This window comes from Bordetella genomosp. 13 (genome assembly GCF_002119665.1).
In the GTDB taxonomy this organism is placed as follows: domain Bacteria; phylum Pseudomonadota; class Gammaproteobacteria; order Burkholderiales; family Burkholderiaceae_B; genus Bordetella.
This window is the reverse complement of record NZ_CP021111.1, coordinates 2,603,192-2,618,757: the sequence shown is the minus strand read 5'-3', so window position 1 is coordinate 2,618,757 and position 15,566 is coordinate 2,603,192. Positions and strand designations below refer to the sequence as shown.

Below are 15,566 nucleotides of genomic sequence, written 5' to 3'. Positions count from 1 at the left end.
CAACCGGTTTCCTCATGTCCAGCGCCGATACCGCCATCGCCAAGCCCGCTTATTGGGAAGAGGCAGTCGCCCACCTGATGCGGCGCGACCGCATCCTCAAGAAGCTCATTCCCCAGCATCCCGAGGTGTGGCTCACCACCCGGGGCACGCCCTTCGTCACGCTCGCGCGCGCCATCGTCGGGCAGCAGGTTTCCACCGCGGCCGCGCAATCCATCTGGGGGCGCTTCACCGAGGTGGTCGGCAAGCGTCCCACGCCCGCCGCCGTGCAGCGCGTCGATATCGAGGCGCTGCGCGCCGCGGGCCTGTCCAAGCGCAAGGCCGAGTACGTGCACGACCTGGCCGAGCATTTCGCTCAGCGCAAGGTGCATCCCGAGAAGTGGGCCGGCATGGGCGACGAGGACGTCATCGCCGAGCTGGTGGCCATCCGCGGCATCGGACGCTGGACAGCGGAGATGTTTTTGATCTTCAATCTGCAGCGGCCGGACGTGATGCCGCTGGACGACCTGGGGTTGCTCAAGGCAATCTCGTTACACTACTTCAGCGGCGAGCCCGTCTCGCGCTTCGAGGCCCGCGAGGTCTCGCTGGCGTGGCAGCCCTGGCGCACCGTGGCAACCTGGTATCTGTGGCGCAGCCTGGAACCGGCCGCGGTCCAGGACTGAGCCGCCAGGCGCCCTTCAACGGAACCACACACATCAATGCGCAATACCTTTCTGGAATTCGAACAACCGCTCGCCGAGCTTGAGAACAAGATCGAGCAGCTGCGCTACGTGCAGGCCGACTCCGCGGTCGACATCTCCGACGAGATCAGCCGGCTGCAGCAGAAGAGCCAGGCGCTGGCCAAGGAGATCTACGGCAAGCTGACGCCGTGGCAGACCGCGCTGGTCGCGCGCCATCCCCAGCGTCCCTACACCCTCGATTACGTGCGCGAGATATTCACCGATTTCCACGAGCTGCATGGCGACCGCATGTACGCCGACGACCAGTCCATTGTCGGGGGCATGGCGCGCTTCAACGGCGCGGCCTGCATGGTCATCGGCCACCAGAAGGGCCGCGACACCAAAGAGCGCGCCGCGCGCAACTTCGGCATGCCGCGTCCCGAGGGCTATCGCAAGGCCCTGCGCCTGATGCGCCTGGCCGAGAAATTCCAGCTGCCCGTCTTCACCTTCGTCGACACGCCGGGCGCCTATCCCGGCATCGGCGCCGAAGAGCGCGGCCAGTCCGAGGCCATCGGCCACAACCTGTATGCCATGGCCGAGCTCAAGGTGCCCGTCATCTGCACCATCATCGGCGAGGGCGGCTCGGGCGGGGCGCTGGCCATCGCGGTGGGCAATGCGGTGCTGATGCTGCAATACGCCACGTACTCCGTGATCTCGCCCGAGGGCTGCGCGTCCATTCTGTGGCGCAGCGCCGACAAGGCACCCGATGCGGCCGAGGCCCTGGCCATCACCGCCCCGCGCCTGAAAGACCTCGAGCTGGTCGACCGCGTGGTGAACGAACCCGTAGGCGGCGCGCACCGCGATCCGCGCGTCATGGCGCGCCTGCTGCGCCGCGCGCTGGGCGATGCGCTGCGCCAGCTGCAGGGCCTCAGCCCCGAGCAACTGGTCGAGCAGCGCGTGCAGCGCGTGCTGTCCTACGGCCGCTTCCAGGAAGCCCGCGCCTGACGCACGGCGGGCTATCACGCGTACAGCCCGCCATGTCGTTTTCCGATCCGCCCGACTGCCCCGCCGCACTGATCCAGCCGGTGCGCGAGGCCTTGCTGGCGCTGCCCGCGCGGCCGCCGCGCATCGCGGTCGCGGTCAGCGGCGGCGCCGACTCGGCCATGCTGGCGGTGGCCGCCGCGCATGCCGCCCGTGCGCAGGGCATCGAGCTGCTTCTGTTCCATATCCATCACGGCCTGCAGAGCATGGCCGACGACTGGGCCGCGCAGGTCGAGGCGCTGGGCGCCATGCTGGGCACGCATGTCATCCAGTCGCGCGTGCGGGTGCCGGGCGACAGCGGCAAGGGCGTCGAAGCCGCCGCGCGCGAGGCCCGCTATGCCGCGCTTGCCGCGCTGGCGCGCGATCACGCGGTGGCGCACGTGCTGCTGGCCCATCACCGTGACGACCAGGCCGAGACGGTGCTGCTGCGCCTGTTGCGCGGCGCCGGCCTGCACGGCATGGCCGCGATGGCGCCTGCCGTCACGCGCGATGGCGTGCAGTACCTGCGTCCCTGGCTGGGCGTGGGGCGCCAGGCGATACGGTCGGCGGCCCAGGCGCTGGCCGCCGAGCGCGACTGGCATCCCGTCGAAGATCCCACCAACGCCGACCCCCGCTACACCCGCGCGGCCGTGCGCACCCGCCTGGCCCCGGTGCTCGACGAACGATGGCCCGGCTGGCAGGCCATCGTGGCGCGCCATGCACGCCACATGGCCGAGGCCGCCCAGGTGCTCGACGAAGTGGCCGAGGCCGATCTGCAGTCGCTGGAGCCGGGGCCCGACCGCGCCAGTTTCTCGCTGGCCGCCTGGCGCGCGCTGTCGTCCGCCCGCCAGGCCCACGTGCTGCGCTACTGGCTGGCCGGGCAGGGCGCCGCCATGCCCAGCGACGCGCGCCTGGCCGACCTGCTGCGGCAATTGCGGCAGCTGCATGCGCTGGGGCACGACCGCCAACTGCGCGTCGAGCATGCGGGACTGGCGGTGCGCTGCCATCGCGGGCGGGTGTGGGTGGAGCCGGCCTGAGGCGCCGGCTTCGATGCGGCGTGCGTACGCAGTGATCGTCTGATCCATCCGTACGATCCGATCTGGCGGCATGCGGCTGCGCTGCCTACAGTGCCGGTTATCCCGCTTGCGCCGAGAGTCGCCCGATGCCGCCGCCCACTTCCAGTCCGCCTCGCGAAGACTTCGATTCGCCGTGGAAAGAAGCGCTCGAGCACTTTCTGCCCCATGCCTTGGCGCTGTTCGCGCCCGATCTGCATGCGCACGTCGACTGGGGCACGCCTCCGGTCTTTCTGGACAAGGAGTTCCAGGACCTCGCGGCGGGCGTCGGCGTGCGCGGCCGCCGGCAGGTCGACAAGCTGGCCCGCCTGGCGCTGGCGTCCGGCCGTTACGTGTGGCTGTTGCTGCACATCGAAGTCGAGAGCCGCCGGTCCACGCCCGCGGCGCTGCGCTGCGCCGCGCTGCGCGTGCAGCAGTACGGCTTTCTCGTCCATGACCGCTATGTCCTGCGGCCGGCGCTGGCGGACGCAGCCGCGCCATTGGCCGCCGCGTACACGCTGGTCGTCTTCACGCGAGGCGAAGGGCCGGCATGGCTGGAGGCGGATTACCAGCCTATGCAGAACCGCCCGCTGCGTTACCGTGCCGTCTACCTCGAGTCCTGGCTGGCACGGTGGCAGGCGCTGCGCGAGGCGGCGCCGGGCAATCCCATCGCTGTGGTGATCATGGCGCAGTTATTGGCTCATCGGCACCGCAGGGCGGAGCGCCTTGCCCCGAAGGTCGGACTGGTCCGCCTATTGCTCGGTGGCGGCTATCGGCGCGCCGATGTCGCTATTCTGCTCAGGTTGATCGACTGGATACTGACGCTACCTGCCGAACTGGAGGGCCGTTACGTCCGCATCATGCACGACATCGGAAAGGAGTCCACCATGGCTTTCGTCACCAGCTATGAGCGGGTGTATACCAAGCGCGGCATCGAGATCGGCGAGGAAGTCGGCCTCAAGCGCGGCGAACATCTGGGCCTGTCGCGAATGCTTGCGGAGCAGGCCGAGCAGAAGTTCGGCCTGCTCCCCGATTGGGCGCGCCAGCGCCTGCAGCAGGCAGACACCGAGCAATTGCGCGCATGGGGCCGCCGCCTGCTCGGGGCCGACTCACTGCAGGCGGTGTTTTCGGAAAGCGATGGTCCGGGCTGAAACTGTCGCCGCCATGCTGCGCCACGAAGCCGTCCGCGGCCGTGTCGGCCAGGCTGCTCGGGCGCGCTCGCGGTCTAGTTTTGAACCACGGCAGGCAAATTTCTACCAGCGCGTTAAAATCCTGGGTTTTGCCCGTCTTTTCAGCATCGTGTGGCGGGTGTCCAGCCAGAGTACGAGATGTCCCTCATCGTTCACAAGTACGGCGGTACCTCGATGGGCTCGGTCGAGCGCATCAAGAATGTGGCGCGTCGCGTCGCGAAGTGGCATGCTGCCGGCCACCAGGTCGTGGTCGTTCCGTCGGCCATGGCCGGCGAAACCAACCGGTTGCTGGGCCTGGCCCGCGAAATCACGCCGCACCCCGATGGCCGCGAACTCGACATGATCGCCGCCACCGGCGAACAGGCCAGCAGCGGGCTGCTCGCCGTCGCGCTGCAGGCCGAAGGCGTGCAGGCACGCAGCTACACCGGCTGGCAAGTTCCCGTGCGCACCGATTCCGCCTACACCAAGGCTCGCATCACCTCCATCGACGACAAGCGCATCCGCGCCGACCTCGACGCCGGCCGCGTGGTCGTGGTCACGGGCTTCCAGGGTATCGATGACGACGGCCACATCACCACGCTGGGCCGCGGCGGCTCCGACACCTCGGCCGTGGCCGTGGCTGCCGCCATCGGCGCCGACGAATGCCTCATCTACACCGACGTCGACGGCGTCTACACCACCGACCCGCGCGTCGTGCCCGAGGCGCGCCGCATGTCCGTCGTCTCGTTCGAAGAAATGCTCGAGATGGCCTCGCTGGGTTCCAAGGTGCTGCAGATCCGCTCCGTCGAGTTCGCGGGCAAGTACCGTGTGCCGACCCGGGTCCTGTCCTCCCTGACCGACCCCCTCATTCCGCTCGAAGAAGAAATGCGTTCGGGCACGCTGATCACTTTTGAGGAAGACGAAAAAATGGAAGCCGCCGTAGTCTCCGGCATTGCCTTCAGCCGCGACGAAGCCAAAATCACCCTGCTGGCTGTGCCCGACAAGCCGGGCGTGGCCTACTCGATCCTGGGCCCGGTGGCCGCGGCCAACATCGACGTGGACATGATCGTGCAGAACCAGTCCGTGGCTGGCACCACCGACTTCTCGTTCACGGTCAACCGCAACGAATACCAGCGCACCGTCGACGTCCTCAAGCGCGACGTCATCCCCGCCGTGGGCGCTCGTGAACTGGCCACCGACGAGAAGGTCGCCAAGGTCTCCATCGTCGGCATCGGCATGCGCTCGCACGTGGGCGTGGCCAGCCTGATGTTCCAGACCCTGTCGCAGGAAGGCATCAACATCCAGATGATCAGCACCAGCGAGATCAAGACCTCGGTGATCATCGACGACAAGTACATGGAACTGGCCGTGCGCGCGCTGCACAAGGCCTTCGGCCTGGACCAGGCGCCGGGCGAGAAGGCCTGATCGCTGTTCTTGCTTCACTGGCCCGCCATTTGCGGGTCGGTGGTAAAAAGTCAAAAAATTTCTGATAGAATCCTGGATTCTTCGGAGACGTGGCCGAGTGGTTGAAGGTACTCCCCTGCTAAGGGAGCATGCGGCTAAAAACTGCATCGAGGGTTCGAATCCCTCCGTCTCCGCCAAGATTTTTCCCAGCAAGTCCCAGAAAGCCCTGCACAGTCCGCTGCGGGGCTTTTTGCATTGGGTGGTCAGTGCATGATAGGCCCCGCACAGTACGAGGCGATACCATCCAGACCAGACACGCTGCGACGGCAGCGAAAGTGTTACCGCTCTGGGCCGTTGTGGCGGTATGACGGCTGGTCCTCGGATTCAATGATACTTTCGCGGCCAGTGCTGGGTTGTACAAGGCCCACCAATCCATGCGGGTACCGGATCTCCACGATGCGCCCGGGAGCCAGCTCATCGAGGCCGGTCAGCGCGGCACGAATGTGCGAAACCGGGCCCTCGGCGGATGCTTGAAGGACATGCGAGTCAGTCACGCTCAAAATCACGCCTGTGTATGTTTTTCCGGATACAGCAGCGCGGGCCGTCCCAAGGTCGTAGCCCAGCACCTGCGCTTCAGCTTGCCGAGCAAGTTGGACGGCATTGTCGATATTCATTTCCAGCCAGCGGGTGTTGCCCACGAAACCCGGCAGTGCTTCAAGCGCGCGATGACGGATTTCCTCCGGCGTCGTCAGCCCATGCCACACCAGCATCTCGATGTCTCGCTTGTCGTGGTCGGCCAAGCGTGCAATTTTAGAAACCGCGAGGTCCACCGGGGCGAGCGCGCGAATTTGAAAGTTTGGAACGCCGAGCGGCACTTCCAGTGAATCTCGTACGTAGTTTTCGTGCATCAACGCAAAGGTCGAGTTGTACTGTTTGTCGAAATGCACGAGACGAGGAATGCCGCCGTCGGGCGCCGGGACTTCAATGTAGAGGTCGTCGGGAATCAGCAATCGCTTGCTGAACTCGGCGTCGATGTCGCTACTCACCCGGTACGCGGTGTACAGATGTACCGCTACGCCGCCCGCTATGTAGGCGGTAACCTGCGAGGATATTTCCAGTCGCTCTTGCAGCGCATGGAAGAGCGATTTGATAGCTTGGGCGAAATTCGTGTCAGTGTGGAACTGGGGTACCGCCATGGTGCTCATACTCTCGAAGGCGCTGCGCAAGCATCTCCTGGAACCGACTGGGCGCCACCATCATTGATGAAGCCTGCAAATCTGCATAGGTGGCCGGGGTTCCAGGGTGCTGAGCATAAAAAGATTGGTGGGCCGTCCACAGATTGTGGGCGGCGTCGGGGTGCGGCGTGGCCAACAGCATCGCTGCATAGCGGAACACATCAGCCTCTGCCTTGTCCCGTGGCAGGTCGAGCGCTCCGCGAGCTGCCAAGATGCAGCGGTCGACCCAGAGTAGCTCTTTGCTTCGCGGTTCCATAGGGCCTCCGATCTCAATTCCTGTCTATTCAGCTTACCGCCCCTGTTCAGCCGTGTCACGACGCCGCCGCATTACTCGAACGGTGCCGGTCAGTTCACCTTGCGTCACGGGCCTTTTTTTTGCCGCCGCCGCCCAGAACATCACCCCCGGCGCATTGCTATCGAGCCTTCGCCAGATCGGATCGCACCATGATGCAGTCCGTCTCCACCAATATCGGAAAGTGCCCCGCATTGTTGGGCACCAGCGCGCTGAGCGTGAAGCCGTGGCGCTCGTACTCGGTGATGGCCTCGCGGAAGTCCACGGAATCGGCATATAGCTTGGCAATGGCCAGCTCGCTCTGCAGTCCGACGAACTCGCGCACGGCCTCCGGAGAGCCCTTGACGATGTTCACGTCATAGCCCTGGGTATCCATCTTCAGGAAGGGCCGGGCGAAGTCATGTTCGGTCCGAAGCCGGCGCAGCGTGGTGGCCAGCCGCTCGGTTTGCACGGTGATGGTCTTGCTGACCGCATTCATCTGCGTGAACAACTGCACGTCCTCGTGGTTGGGCGTGCTTAGCGAGCTGAACTGGCTGGACTGCATGACGTTGAACTGCGCCGTGCCGTCCTGGTTGGAGATGGCCAGTTCGCTGATGATCCACTTGTCGTCGTGCTGCGCGCGCTTGCGCAGGATGGCGGCGTCGTGCGGGTTGGGCTCGAACGAGAATATGTAGCCCTTGAAGCCCGCGTGCTTGCGCAGCATCTCGGCATACTGGCCTTGGTTGGCTCCGATGTCGAAGACGCAATCCACGTCCAGGTAGTCCAGCAGTTTCTTCAGTTGCAGCTGCTCCCATTTGGCATAGAGCCTTTGGGAGTCGATTACGTCGTGTTTGATTCGGGACAGATTGTCCCTGATGGCGCTTAGCATTCTGACCCTGATGGTTGACGGGAATAAGGACCTTGCGCTGGCAAGCGTACCGCCAATTTGGCGCGCCCTGGCTTGCCCATCGCGTGGACAGCGCAATTTAAGTCGCTTTCGTGTCAAACGTAGCACACGGCGGAGTGGCGCCGGTGTGCGGTTGGATCGTCGCGCGGAGGGACCGGAAGCTCGTTGGGAGGGTCATGACTGCGTCATCCTCGTCGTTCCTGTGGAAGTCGAGAATGGGTAACGAACGAGCCGGATCAGGTCACTGCGTCGCCATAGTGTTCTGTTCGGACGCCGCCCGGCCCGTGCTAGGCGGACGAGGCCAGGGGAACCGGCGATGTGGCGCTGCCCAAGGGGGCCGCACCGGTGGGGCGTTCGGCGTCGGGACGTGCCTGGACGAGATCGGCCGGCTGCGGCTGCGGCCGCAGCCGCGGCCGCGCCACCTCGCCGATGGCGCGCAAAACCCCTCCCACGTCCAGGCCCCACACGGTGCGCGTATGCTCGCAGGGCGGAATGAAGGCCAGTGAGCGCTCCGTGCGAACCATCGCGACAATGGGCGTGCGCAACGCCGCCGCCAGGTGCATGGGCCCAGAATCGGGCGTGACCAGCACGCTGGCCTGCGCCAGCGTGGCCGCGAAGTCGCGCAGCGACAGGGAATGGCACACCGCGCCGTAAGGCAGCGACCGCATCGCGGCCTCGAACTGCGGCGCCAGTTTCATCTCCTCGGGGCCGATGAACACCATGAACTTGCGGCGCTCGCTGTTCAGGCCACGGGCCAGTTCCATCCAGAACGGGAAGGGGCACACCTTGTCGGCGTGGCCGCCCACGAACAGCGCGACGACGGGCTCGTCCGATGCCGCCAGCGCGTCGATGCGCCGCGCCGCGCGGGCCTGCTCGTCGGCGGACAGCGCGATCTGCGGCCGCGGCGGGCTGTCCGCGCCCAAGGCGCGGGCCAGCACGCCCGCGGCATCGTAGGCATGCTGGAAGGGCTCGCGCAGGTTCACGTCATACCAGCACGCCTCGCCGCGGGGCTTGCCCATCGTGCTGCGCGCCCCGACCAGGCGCGAGATCAGCAGCCCGGTCAGCGAGCCGTCCTCGATCTGTACGGCAAGGTCGTAGCGGCTGGCTCGCAATCGGCGCAGCAGGCCGAACGCGCGCCACGGCCGGCGCAGCGTGCTTCGGGACAGCGCGTGCACATGGCCCAGAGGCAGGCCCTTGAACACCGCGGCGGTCTTGTCGGTAGCAAGGTAATCGATGGTGGCGCCGGGAAAGCGCTGCTGCAGCGGCGCGATGGCGGCCGTGCTGATCACCGCGTTGCCGATGCGGTAGTTGGGCCGGATGACGAGGATGCGCGAGACATCGTGCAAGGTCTGCGCCACTGCATCCGCCTGCTGGCCTCGAAACGCATGGACAAGTACCTCCAACGCCTTGCGCTTGGCGGCTCGTTCCACATGCCTGGCAGCTTTCTTCACAGCGGTGCGCGCAGCCAGTGCATTGCGCGAAACGAAACCGGCGCGCTCGGGGCCAGAGGCGGGTATGGATGGCATGTAATGGAGAAGCGAAGTTCACTCGCCTCGCATGCTAGGGACACCGGCGTCAACCGGATGTCGAGGCATTTGATGCTTTTTCGACATCCGTGACATACAGGTTGCAGTGGCCGTCTGGTCCGCCGACGAATCATCAGGGGTGGTTACACTGGGACATTCTTTTCTCCGTCAATCTGGTCGCGCCATGCCGATTCCGCTGCCCACGTCGCCCACCGCAGGCAACTGCTCCACCTGCATGCTGGGCCACCTCTGCGTGCCCGTGGGCATGAGCCAATCCGACGTCACGCGGCTGACCGACCTGGTGCAGACGCGGCTGCGGCTGCGCAGCGGCGTGCGGCTGTACACGGCAGGCGATACGCTGGACGCGATCTATGCCATCCGCTTCGGCAGCGTCAAGACGCAGATCGAGGACGCCGCCGGCCACGTGCAGATCACCGGCTTTTTCCTGCCCGGCGAACTGTTGGGCATGCCCGGCATGCTGGGCGGCCGGCACCTGTCGGCCGCGGTGGCAATGGAGGATTCCGAGGTCTGCGTCATACGCCTGTCGGACATCGATCGCCTGGCCGCGCAGCTGCCCAGCCTGCAGCAGCAGGTTCGCAACCTGATGAGCCGCGAGATCACGCGTTCGCACGAACTCGTGGCCATGCTGGGGGGCACGCGCGCCGAGCAGCGCCTGGCCACGTTCCTGCTGGGGCTGTCGCAGCGCTATGCATCGCTGGGCTACTCGGCCAGCGAGTTCGTGCTGCGCATGAGCCGCGACGAGATCGGCAACTATCTGGGCCTTTCCATGGAAACCGTCAGCCGGCTGTTCTCGCGCTTCGCGCGCGAGCGCGTGATCCAGCTGGCGCAGCGCGACGTGCGCATTCTCGACCCCGTGGCCCTGAAGGCGCTGGCCGACGTCGAAGACTGTTGAACGCACGCCGTGCCGCGGCTTGCGTGGCGCTCAGTCGTCCAGTTCGTCCAGCCGGTCCAGCGCCTTGCGCCGCGGCGATAGCCAGATCGTCATCGCGCTGGACAGCGCGGCCAACGCCCACAGCGTGAAGAACACCACGGTGTAGATCTCGAGGCGGCCATGCGCGTAGTCGCCCGGCGTGGGCAGGTGCAGCGGATCGACCAATGCGAAGGCGATGGCGCTGCCCAGCGCGGCCGTCAGGAAAGACGGCCACAGGATCAGGATCGGCTTGAGGGTCCGCATGGTGGCGTGCCGGGATTCAGCGGGACGGTGCCGCGGCCGTGTCCACCGTGGTGTGTGCCGTGGCGGGCGTAGCCATGCCGCCAGCCGGCTGCGCGGGCACGCTCGCCCGCTCCACCACCAGGCCCCGCCGCGTGCCGCCTTCGGTGATGGCCTGGTCGGCGAAGTTGGTCATTGCCAGGTAGATGGTGACCATGCATCCCGCCATGGCCAGGAAGGGACCCGCCATCAGGAACCAGGGCCAGGGCTCGCGGTACCAGGGGTTGGAAGGCGTCTGCGATGTCTGCATGGTGGACTCACTCTGGAATGTAGAAGCTTGAAGGTTCCTCGACCCGCACCGCAAAGCCGGACGCCTGCCGCGATTGCGCGCGCAGGCGGATGGGATGCGCGCCGGGACCGGAGGCGCCGAGCGGCGCGCGCAGCGCCAACGGCATCAGTCGATTCGATTCGGGCGGGACCAGTACCGTATCCGTGCCCTCGCGCCCGGCCAGCACCGTCAGGCCGTCCATGCCGGAGGCGCTGAGGCGCAGGCTCAGCGGCTCGCGAGAGGTGTTGATGAGCTGCAGCTGGTAGACGTTCTCGACCAGGCCGCCGGCTACCTCGCGCCCCAGCACGCCGCGGTCGCGCAGCACGTCCATGCGCAACGGGTTGCGCATCGCCAGCGCCGCCATCAGGCCCGACGCCAGCACCAGCAGCAGGGCGCCGTAGGCGAGCACGCGCGGCCGCAGCACGCGCACGCCGGGCCGGCGCGACTGCATGGCGCGTTCGGACGTATAGCGGATCAGCCCGCGGGGGTATTGCATCTTGTCCATGACCGGCTCACAGGCGTCGATGCAGGCGCCGCAGCCAATGCACATGTACTGCAGGCCGTCGCGGATGTCGATGCCGGTGGGGCAGACCTGCACGCAAAGGTGGCAGTCCACGCAGTCGCCCAGCCCCGCCGCATGGTGATCGGCCTTGCGCGAGCGGCCGCCGCGCGGATCGCCACGCTCGCGGTCGTAGGTGACCACCAGCGTGTCGCGGTCGACCATCACGCTCTGGAAGCGCGCATAGGGGCACATGTACTTGCACACCGTCTCGCGCATGAAGCCGGCGTTGCCCCAGGTGGCGAAGCTGTAGAACAGCATCCAGAACCACTGCCACGGGCCCAGCTGCAGCGTGACGGCGGCCATGCCCAGTTCGCGGATCGGCGCGAAGTAGCCGATGAAGGTGTAGCCGGTCCAGCCCGCCACCGCCAGCCACGCCGCATGCTTGGTCGCCTTGATGCGCAGCTTGCGCAGGCTGAAGGGCGCGCTGTCCAGGCGGATGCGGGCGATGCGGTCGCCTTCCACCTTGCGCTCGATCCACATGAAGATCTCGGTATAGACCGTCTGCGGACAGGCGTAGGCGCAGAACAGCCGGCCGGCGATCGCGGTGAACAGGAACAGCGACAGCGCCGAGATGATGAGCAGCGCGGCCAGGTACACCACGTCCTGGGGCCACAGCACCAGGCCGAACAAGTAGAACTTGCGCGCGCCCAGGTCGAACAGCACGGCCTGCCGGTCGTTCCATTGCAGCCAGGGCGTGCCGTAGAACACCGCCTGCGTCAGCAGCACCATGATCACGCGCCAGCGCGCATAGCGGCCCTGCACGGAGCGCGCGTAGATCTTGCCGCGCATGTCGTGCATGACGTGCAGCGCGCTGTTGCCGTGCGTACTCATGATGCGCGCGCGGCCCTCATGGCTTGGCCGCGGCCACGGGGGCGGCGGAGGCGGCCTGGGTATTGGACAGGCCCCAGACCCATGCGCCCAGCAGCCGGATCTGGTCTTCGCTCAGCACCGGGCCGAAGGCGGGCATGCGATTGTCGCGGCCTTCGAGGATGGTGCGCACGATGGACGCCTCGGAGCTGCCGTACAGCCACACGTTGTCGGCGAGGTTGGGCGCGCCCAGCAGCGGATTGCCCTTGCCGTCGGCGCCGTGGCACGCGGCACAGTATGTCTGGAAGGCCGGCTTGCCGAACACCATGCGCACCGGATCGGCCGCCAGGCCGGACAGCGAGCGCACGTAGATGGCGATGTCGCTGGCGGCCTTGGGATCGATGGTGCCCTTCCAGGCCGGCATGACGCCGTGGCGGCCCTGCGAGATGGTCTGCGCGATGTACTCCGGCGTGCCCGCGCCCAGCCAATCGCCGTCGGCCAGGTTGGGAAAGCTGGGCGAGCCCTTGGCGTCCGACCCGTGGCACTGCGCGCAGTTGGCCAGGAACAGGCGCTGGCCGATCTCGCGCGCCTGCGGGTCGGCGGCGATCTGCGGCGGCGTCATGGCGGCGTAGCGCTCATACACGGGCTGCACCGCCTGCGCCAGGCCGGCCTGGCTGCGCGCGACCTCGTCGGCGCTGCTGTAGCCCAGCAGGCCCGCGAAATGGCCGAGTCCCGGCATCAGCAGCAGATAGCCCAGGCCGAAGGCGCACAGCAGCAGATACATCCAGGTCCACCAGCGCGGCACCGGATTGTTCAGCTCGGTCAGGTCCTCGTCCCATACGTGGCCGGTGTCTCCGGCCTGCGCGCCGGCCGCGGGCTTCGCGCCTAGCCAGCGCCGCTGCGTGTACAGCAGCCACACGCACCACACGATGCCGCCCAGGGCGATGGCGGCGATGAAATAGCCCCAGAAGCCGTTGACGAAATCGTTCATGGCCGGGTTGCTCCATCCTGTTGCATAGGTCCGCCTTCATCGGGCAGGGCGAACGGCAGCATGGCCGAATCGCGGTTGGCGTCCTGGCGGCCGCGCGAGCAGGCCCACCACAAGATGCCGAAGAATGTCGCCATCGAAAGCGCGGTGACGAAAGCGCTGAGATAGCCCATGGTCAGCCTCCGGCGCCGGCACCCGCCGGCGTATGGGGCGCGCCCGCGGCGGCGGCCGGTGCCCGGCGCATCGCCACGCCCAGGCCCTGCAGATAGGCCACCAGCGCGTCCTCTTCGGTCTTGCCGGCCAACTCGCCGGGCGCCGCCGCGATCTGCCGGTCGGTGTAGGGCACGCCCAGCCGGCGCAGCGCGCGCATGCGGGCCTGCACGTCGCTGTCGTCCAGCGCGGCGTGCTGCAGCCAGGGATACGCCGGCATGTTCGATTCGGGCACCACCGCGCGCGGGTCGCGCAGGTGGGTGCGCTGCCACGCATCGGAGTAGCGTTCGCCCACCCGCGCCAGGTCGGGTCCGGTGCGCTTGGAGCCCCACAGGAAGGGATGGTCGTAGACCGATTCGGCGGCCTCGGAGTACGGGCCATAGCGCTGCACCTCGGCGCGCAGCATGCGCACCTGCTGCGAGTGGCAGCCCACGCAGCCTTCGCGGATGTAGACGTCGCGTCCCATCAGCCGCAGCGCGTCCAGCGGCTCGATGCCGGGCGCGGCCTGCGTGGTGCTGTGCTGGAAGAACAGCGGGATGATCTGCGCCAGTCCGGCGAAGGACACCACCAGCACGCTGGCGATGATCATCCAGCCGATGTTCTTCTCCAGCGTCTGGTGCGAGAAGAAGCCGTGTTGCTTGTCGCTCATGGAATCCTCGTCAGGCAATGGCCGGGGCCGGTTCGGGTCGCCGCACGTCGGTGTGCGGCCGCTCCGGCGGGATGGCGGGATCGACGGCGCGCGCGCCGCGCACGGTCATCCACACGTTCCAGGCCATGATGCAGATGCCGGCCAGGTACAGCAGGCCGCCCATCAGGCGGATGAGGTAGAAGGGCAGGCGCGTCTTCAGTTCCTCGGCGAAGCTGTAGACCAGGGTGCCGTCGGGCGCGGTGTCGCGCCACATCAGGCCCTGCTGCACGCCGGCGATCCACATGGCGGCGATGTACAGCACCACGCCGATGGTCGCAACCCAGAAGTGCAGTTCCATGGCGGCCACGCTGTGCATGCGTTCGCGGCCGTACAGGCGCGGAATCATGTAGTACAGCGATCCGAAGGTGATCATGGCCACCCAGCCCAGCGCGCCCGAGTGCACGTGGCCCACGGTCCAGTCGGTGTAGTGCGACAGCGCGTTCACCGTGCGGATCGACATCATCGAACCCTCGAACGTCGACATGCCGTAGAACGACAGCGCGGTCACCAGGAACTTCAGGATGGGATCGGTGCGCAGGCGGTGCCACGCGCCTTGCAGGGTCATGATGCCGTTGATCATGCCGCCCCACGACGGCGCCAGCAGGATCAGCGAGAACGCCATGCCCAGCGACTGCGTCCAGTCGGGTAGCGAGGTGTACAGCAGGTGGTGCGGACCGGCCCACATGTAGGTGAAGGCCAGCGCCCAGAAGTGCACGATGGACAGGCGGTACGAGTAGATGGGCCGGCCCGCCTGCTTGGGCACGAAGTAATACATCATGCCCAGGAAGCTGGTGGTAAGGAAGAATCCCACTGCGTTGTGGCCATACCACCACTGCACCATGGCGTCCTGCACGCCCGCATAGGCCGAGTACGACTTCCATAGCGATACCGGCATCTCGATGTTGTTGAAGATGTGCAGCAGCGCGATGGTGAGGATGTACGAGCCGAAGAACCAGTTGGCCACATAGATGTGGCGCGCCCGGCGCTTCATGATGGTGCCGAAGAACACGACCGCGTAGGCCACCCACACCAGTGTGATGAGGATGTCGATGGGCCATTCGAGCTCGGCGTATTCCTTGCTGCTGGTGTAGCCCAGCGGCAGCGTGATGGCGGCGGCCACGATCACCGCCTGCCAGCCCCAGAACGTGAAGGCCGCCAGCCTGCCGCAGAACAGGCGCGCCTGACAGGTGCGCTGCACGACGTAGTACGAGGTGGCGAACAGCGCGCTGCCGCCGAACGCGAAGATGACCGCGTTGGTGTGCAGCGGCCGCAGGCGGCCGTAGCTCAGCCACGGGATGTCGAAATTCAGCTGCGGCCAGATCAGCTGCGCGGCGATCAGTACGCCGACGGCCATGCCCACGATGCCCCACACCACCGTCATCAGGGCGAACTGCCTGACCACGGTGTAGTTGAACGTCGGCGCCTCGACCGCATAGGCCGGACTTTCCTTCATGACTCCTCTCCCCAGAACAGAGCGGGCTCCATCCTATGGGGGCGGCGGCGTCGGCATATTGATTTTTCTCAAGTCCTGGCGATATCGCGACGAATGCGGGGCGCCTTGATGTGCGTCAA

16 protein-coding genes and 1 tRNA gene are annotated in these 15,566 nt (G+C 66.7%); 7 read left to right on the top strand and 10 right to left on the bottom strand.

Annotated elements, in window-relative coordinates:
• Positions 1-14 precede the first annotated feature (14 nt).
• From CAL15_RS11800 to CAL15_RS11775, 6 genes are all read left to right on the top strand, one after another.
• Positions 15-659 (top strand): DNA-3-methyladenine glycosylase family protein, encoded by a 645-nt coding sequence (locus CAL15_RS11800; RefSeq protein WP_086078762.1) that lies wholly within the window; start codon positions 15-17, stop codon positions 657-659.
• A 36-nt stretch (positions 660-695) separates the two neighbouring features.
• Positions 696-1,661, top strand: a complete 966-nt coding sequence (locus CAL15_RS11795) for an acetyl-CoA carboxylase carboxyltransferase subunit alpha (RefSeq protein ID WP_086078761.1) — start codon at positions 696-698, stop codon at positions 1,659-1,661.
• A gap of 32 nt (positions 1,662-1,693) precedes the next feature.
• The gene (tilS, locus tag CAL15_RS11790; RefSeq protein WP_086078760.1) at positions 1,694-2,713 is read left to right on the top strand and encodes a tRNA lysidine(34) synthetase TilS; all 1,020 of its coding nucleotides are present in this window, start codon (positions 1,694-1,696) and stop codon (positions 2,711-2,713) included.
• A gap of 209 nt (positions 2,714-2,922) precedes the next feature.
• Complete coding sequence (locus CAL15_RS11785) at positions 2,923-3,879, top strand: hypothetical protein (RefSeq protein ID WP_157666647.1); 957 nt, start codon at positions 2,923-2,925, stop codon at positions 3,877-3,879.
• A 177-nt stretch (positions 3,880-4,056) separates the two neighbouring features.
• A complete protein-coding gene (locus CAL15_RS11780; RefSeq protein WP_198299209.1) occupies positions 4,057-5,322 on the top strand; it encodes an aspartate kinase in 1,266 nt (421 codons plus the stop codon).
• A gap of 83 nt (positions 5,323-5,405) precedes the next feature.
• Positions 5,406-5,498: transfer RNA gene (locus tag CAL15_RS11775), tRNA-Ser, on the top strand.
• Between the two features lie 141 nt (positions 5,499-5,639).
• On the opposite strand, the gene CAL15_RS24515 is transcribed toward CAL15_RS11775, so the two are convergent.
• The 3 genes from CAL15_RS24515 to CAL15_RS11760 all read right to left on the bottom strand — a co-directional run bounded on the left by CAL15_RS24515 (position 5,640) and on the right by CAL15_RS11760 (position 9,072).
• Complete coding sequence (locus tag CAL15_RS24515; RefSeq protein ID WP_198299208.1) at positions 5,640-6,527, bottom strand: KfrB domain-containing protein; 888 nt, start codon at positions 6,525-6,527, stop codon at positions 5,640-5,642.
• Between the two features lie 422 nt (positions 6,528-6,949).
• Complete coding sequence (locus tag CAL15_RS11765; RefSeq protein WP_086078757.1) at positions 6,950-7,696, bottom strand: FkbM family methyltransferase; 747 nt, start codon at positions 7,694-7,696, stop codon at positions 6,950-6,952.
• Positions 7,697-8,001: 305 nt separating this feature from the next.
• The gene (locus CAL15_RS11760; protein ID WP_157666646.1) at positions 8,002-9,072 is read right to left on the bottom strand and encodes a glycosyltransferase family 9 protein; all 1,071 of its coding nucleotides are present in this window, start codon (positions 9,070-9,072) and stop codon (positions 8,002-8,004) included.
• 352 nt (positions 9,073-9,424) lie between these two features.
• Here CAL15_RS11760 and CAL15_RS11755 point away from each other — a divergent pair, with 352 nt between their 5' ends.
• Positions 9,425-10,153, top strand: a complete 729-nt coding sequence (locus tag CAL15_RS11755) for a helix-turn-helix domain-containing protein (RefSeq protein WP_086078755.1) — start codon at positions 9,425-9,427, stop codon at positions 10,151-10,153.
• Between the two features lie 30 nt (positions 10,154-10,183).
• On the opposite strand, the gene CAL15_RS11750 is transcribed toward CAL15_RS11755, so the two are convergent.
• Genes CAL15_RS11750 through ccoN form a run of 7 tightly spaced genes read right to left on the bottom strand, consistent with a single transcriptional unit; the run spans position 10,184 to position 15,447 of the window.
• A complete protein-coding gene (locus tag CAL15_RS11750; RefSeq protein ID WP_086078754.1) occupies positions 10,184-10,435 on the bottom strand; it encodes a hypothetical protein in 252 nt (83 codons plus the stop codon).
• A gap of 16 nt (positions 10,436-10,451) precedes the next feature.
• A complete protein-coding gene (locus tag CAL15_RS11745) occupies positions 10,452-10,721 on the bottom strand; it encodes a FixH family protein (RefSeq protein ID WP_232468189.1) in 270 nt (89 codons plus the stop codon).
• A gap of 7 nt (positions 10,722-10,728) precedes the next feature.
• Positions 10,729-12,132 (bottom strand): cytochrome c oxidase accessory protein CcoG, encoded by a 1,404-nt coding sequence (gene ccoG, locus CAL15_RS11740; protein ID WP_086078753.1) that lies wholly within the window; start codon positions 12,130-12,132, stop codon positions 10,729-10,731.
• Positions 12,133-12,148: 16 nt separating this feature from the next.
• Positions 12,149-13,099, bottom strand: coding sequence for a cytochrome-c oxidase, cbb3-type subunit III (gene ccoP / locus CAL15_RS11735; protein WP_086078752.1), 951 nt, complete (start codon positions 13,097-13,099; stop codon positions 12,149-12,151).
• Entirely contained in the window at positions 13,096-13,269 is a 174-nt protein-coding gene (locus CAL15_RS11730) for a cbb3-type cytochrome oxidase subunit 3 (protein ID WP_086078751.1), read from the bottom strand. Before CAL15_RS11730 ends, ccoP begins: the two co-directional genes overlap by 4 nt.
• 2 nt (positions 13,270-13,271) lie before the next feature.
• Positions 13,272-13,955, bottom strand: coding sequence for a cytochrome-c oxidase, cbb3-type subunit II (ccoO, locus tag CAL15_RS11725; protein ID WP_086078750.1), 684 nt, complete (start codon positions 13,953-13,955; stop codon positions 13,272-13,274).
• Positions 13,956-13,965: 10 nt separating this feature from the next.
• Positions 13,966-15,447, bottom strand: coding sequence for a cytochrome-c oxidase, cbb3-type subunit I (ccoN, locus tag CAL15_RS11720; RefSeq protein ID WP_086078749.1), 1,482 nt, complete (start codon positions 15,445-15,447; stop codon positions 13,966-13,968).
• Positions 15,448-15,566: the final 119 nt, after the last annotated feature.

Coding starts and splice junctions, on each gene's coding strand:
- ccoN (WP_086078749.1), bottom strand. CDS start 15,447: ATGAAGGAAAGTCCGGCCTATGCGGTCGAGGCGCCGACGTTCAACTAC.
- CAL15_RS11755 (WP_086078755.1), top strand. CDS start 9,425: ATGCCGATTCCGCTGCCCACGTCGCCCACCGCAGGCAACTGCTCCACC.
- ccoO (WP_086078750.1), bottom strand. CDS start 13,955: ATGAGCGACAAGCAACACGGCTTCTTCTCGCACCAGACGCTGGAGAAG.
- CAL15_RS11780 (WP_198299209.1), top strand. CDS start 4,057: ATGTCCCTCATCGTTCACAAGTACGGCGGTACCTCGATGGGCTCGGTC.
- CAL15_RS11765 (WP_086078757.1), bottom strand. CDS start 7,696: ATGCTAAGCGCCATCAGGGACAATCTGTCCCGAATCAAACACGACGTA.
- tilS (WP_086078760.1), top strand. CDS start 1,694: ATGTCGTTTTCCGATCCGCCCGACTGCCCCGCCGCACTGATCCAGCCG.
- CAL15_RS11750 (WP_086078754.1), bottom strand. CDS start 10,435: ATGCGGACCCTCAAGCCGATCCTGATCCTGTGGCCGTCTTTCCTGACG.
- CAL15_RS11795 (WP_086078761.1), top strand. CDS start 696: ATGCGCAATACCTTTCTGGAATTCGAACAACCGCTCGCCGAGCTTGAG.
- CAL15_RS11800 (WP_086078762.1), top strand. CDS start 15: ATGTCCAGCGCCGATACCGCCATCGCCAAGCCCGCTTATTGGGAAGAG.
- CAL15_RS11730 (WP_086078751.1), bottom strand. CDS start 13,269: ATGGGCTATCTCAGCGCTTTCGTCACCGCGCTTTCGATGGCGACATTC.
- CAL15_RS11745 (WP_232468189.1), bottom strand. CDS start 10,721: ATGCAGACATCGCAGACGCCTTCCAACCCCTGGTACCGCGAGCCCTGG.
- ccoP (WP_086078752.1), bottom strand. CDS start 13,099: ATGAACGATTTCGTCAACGGCTTCTGGGGCTATTTCATCGCCGCCATC.
- ccoG (WP_086078753.1), bottom strand. CDS start 12,132: ATGAGTACGCACGGCAACAGCGCGCTGCACGTCATGCACGACATGCGC.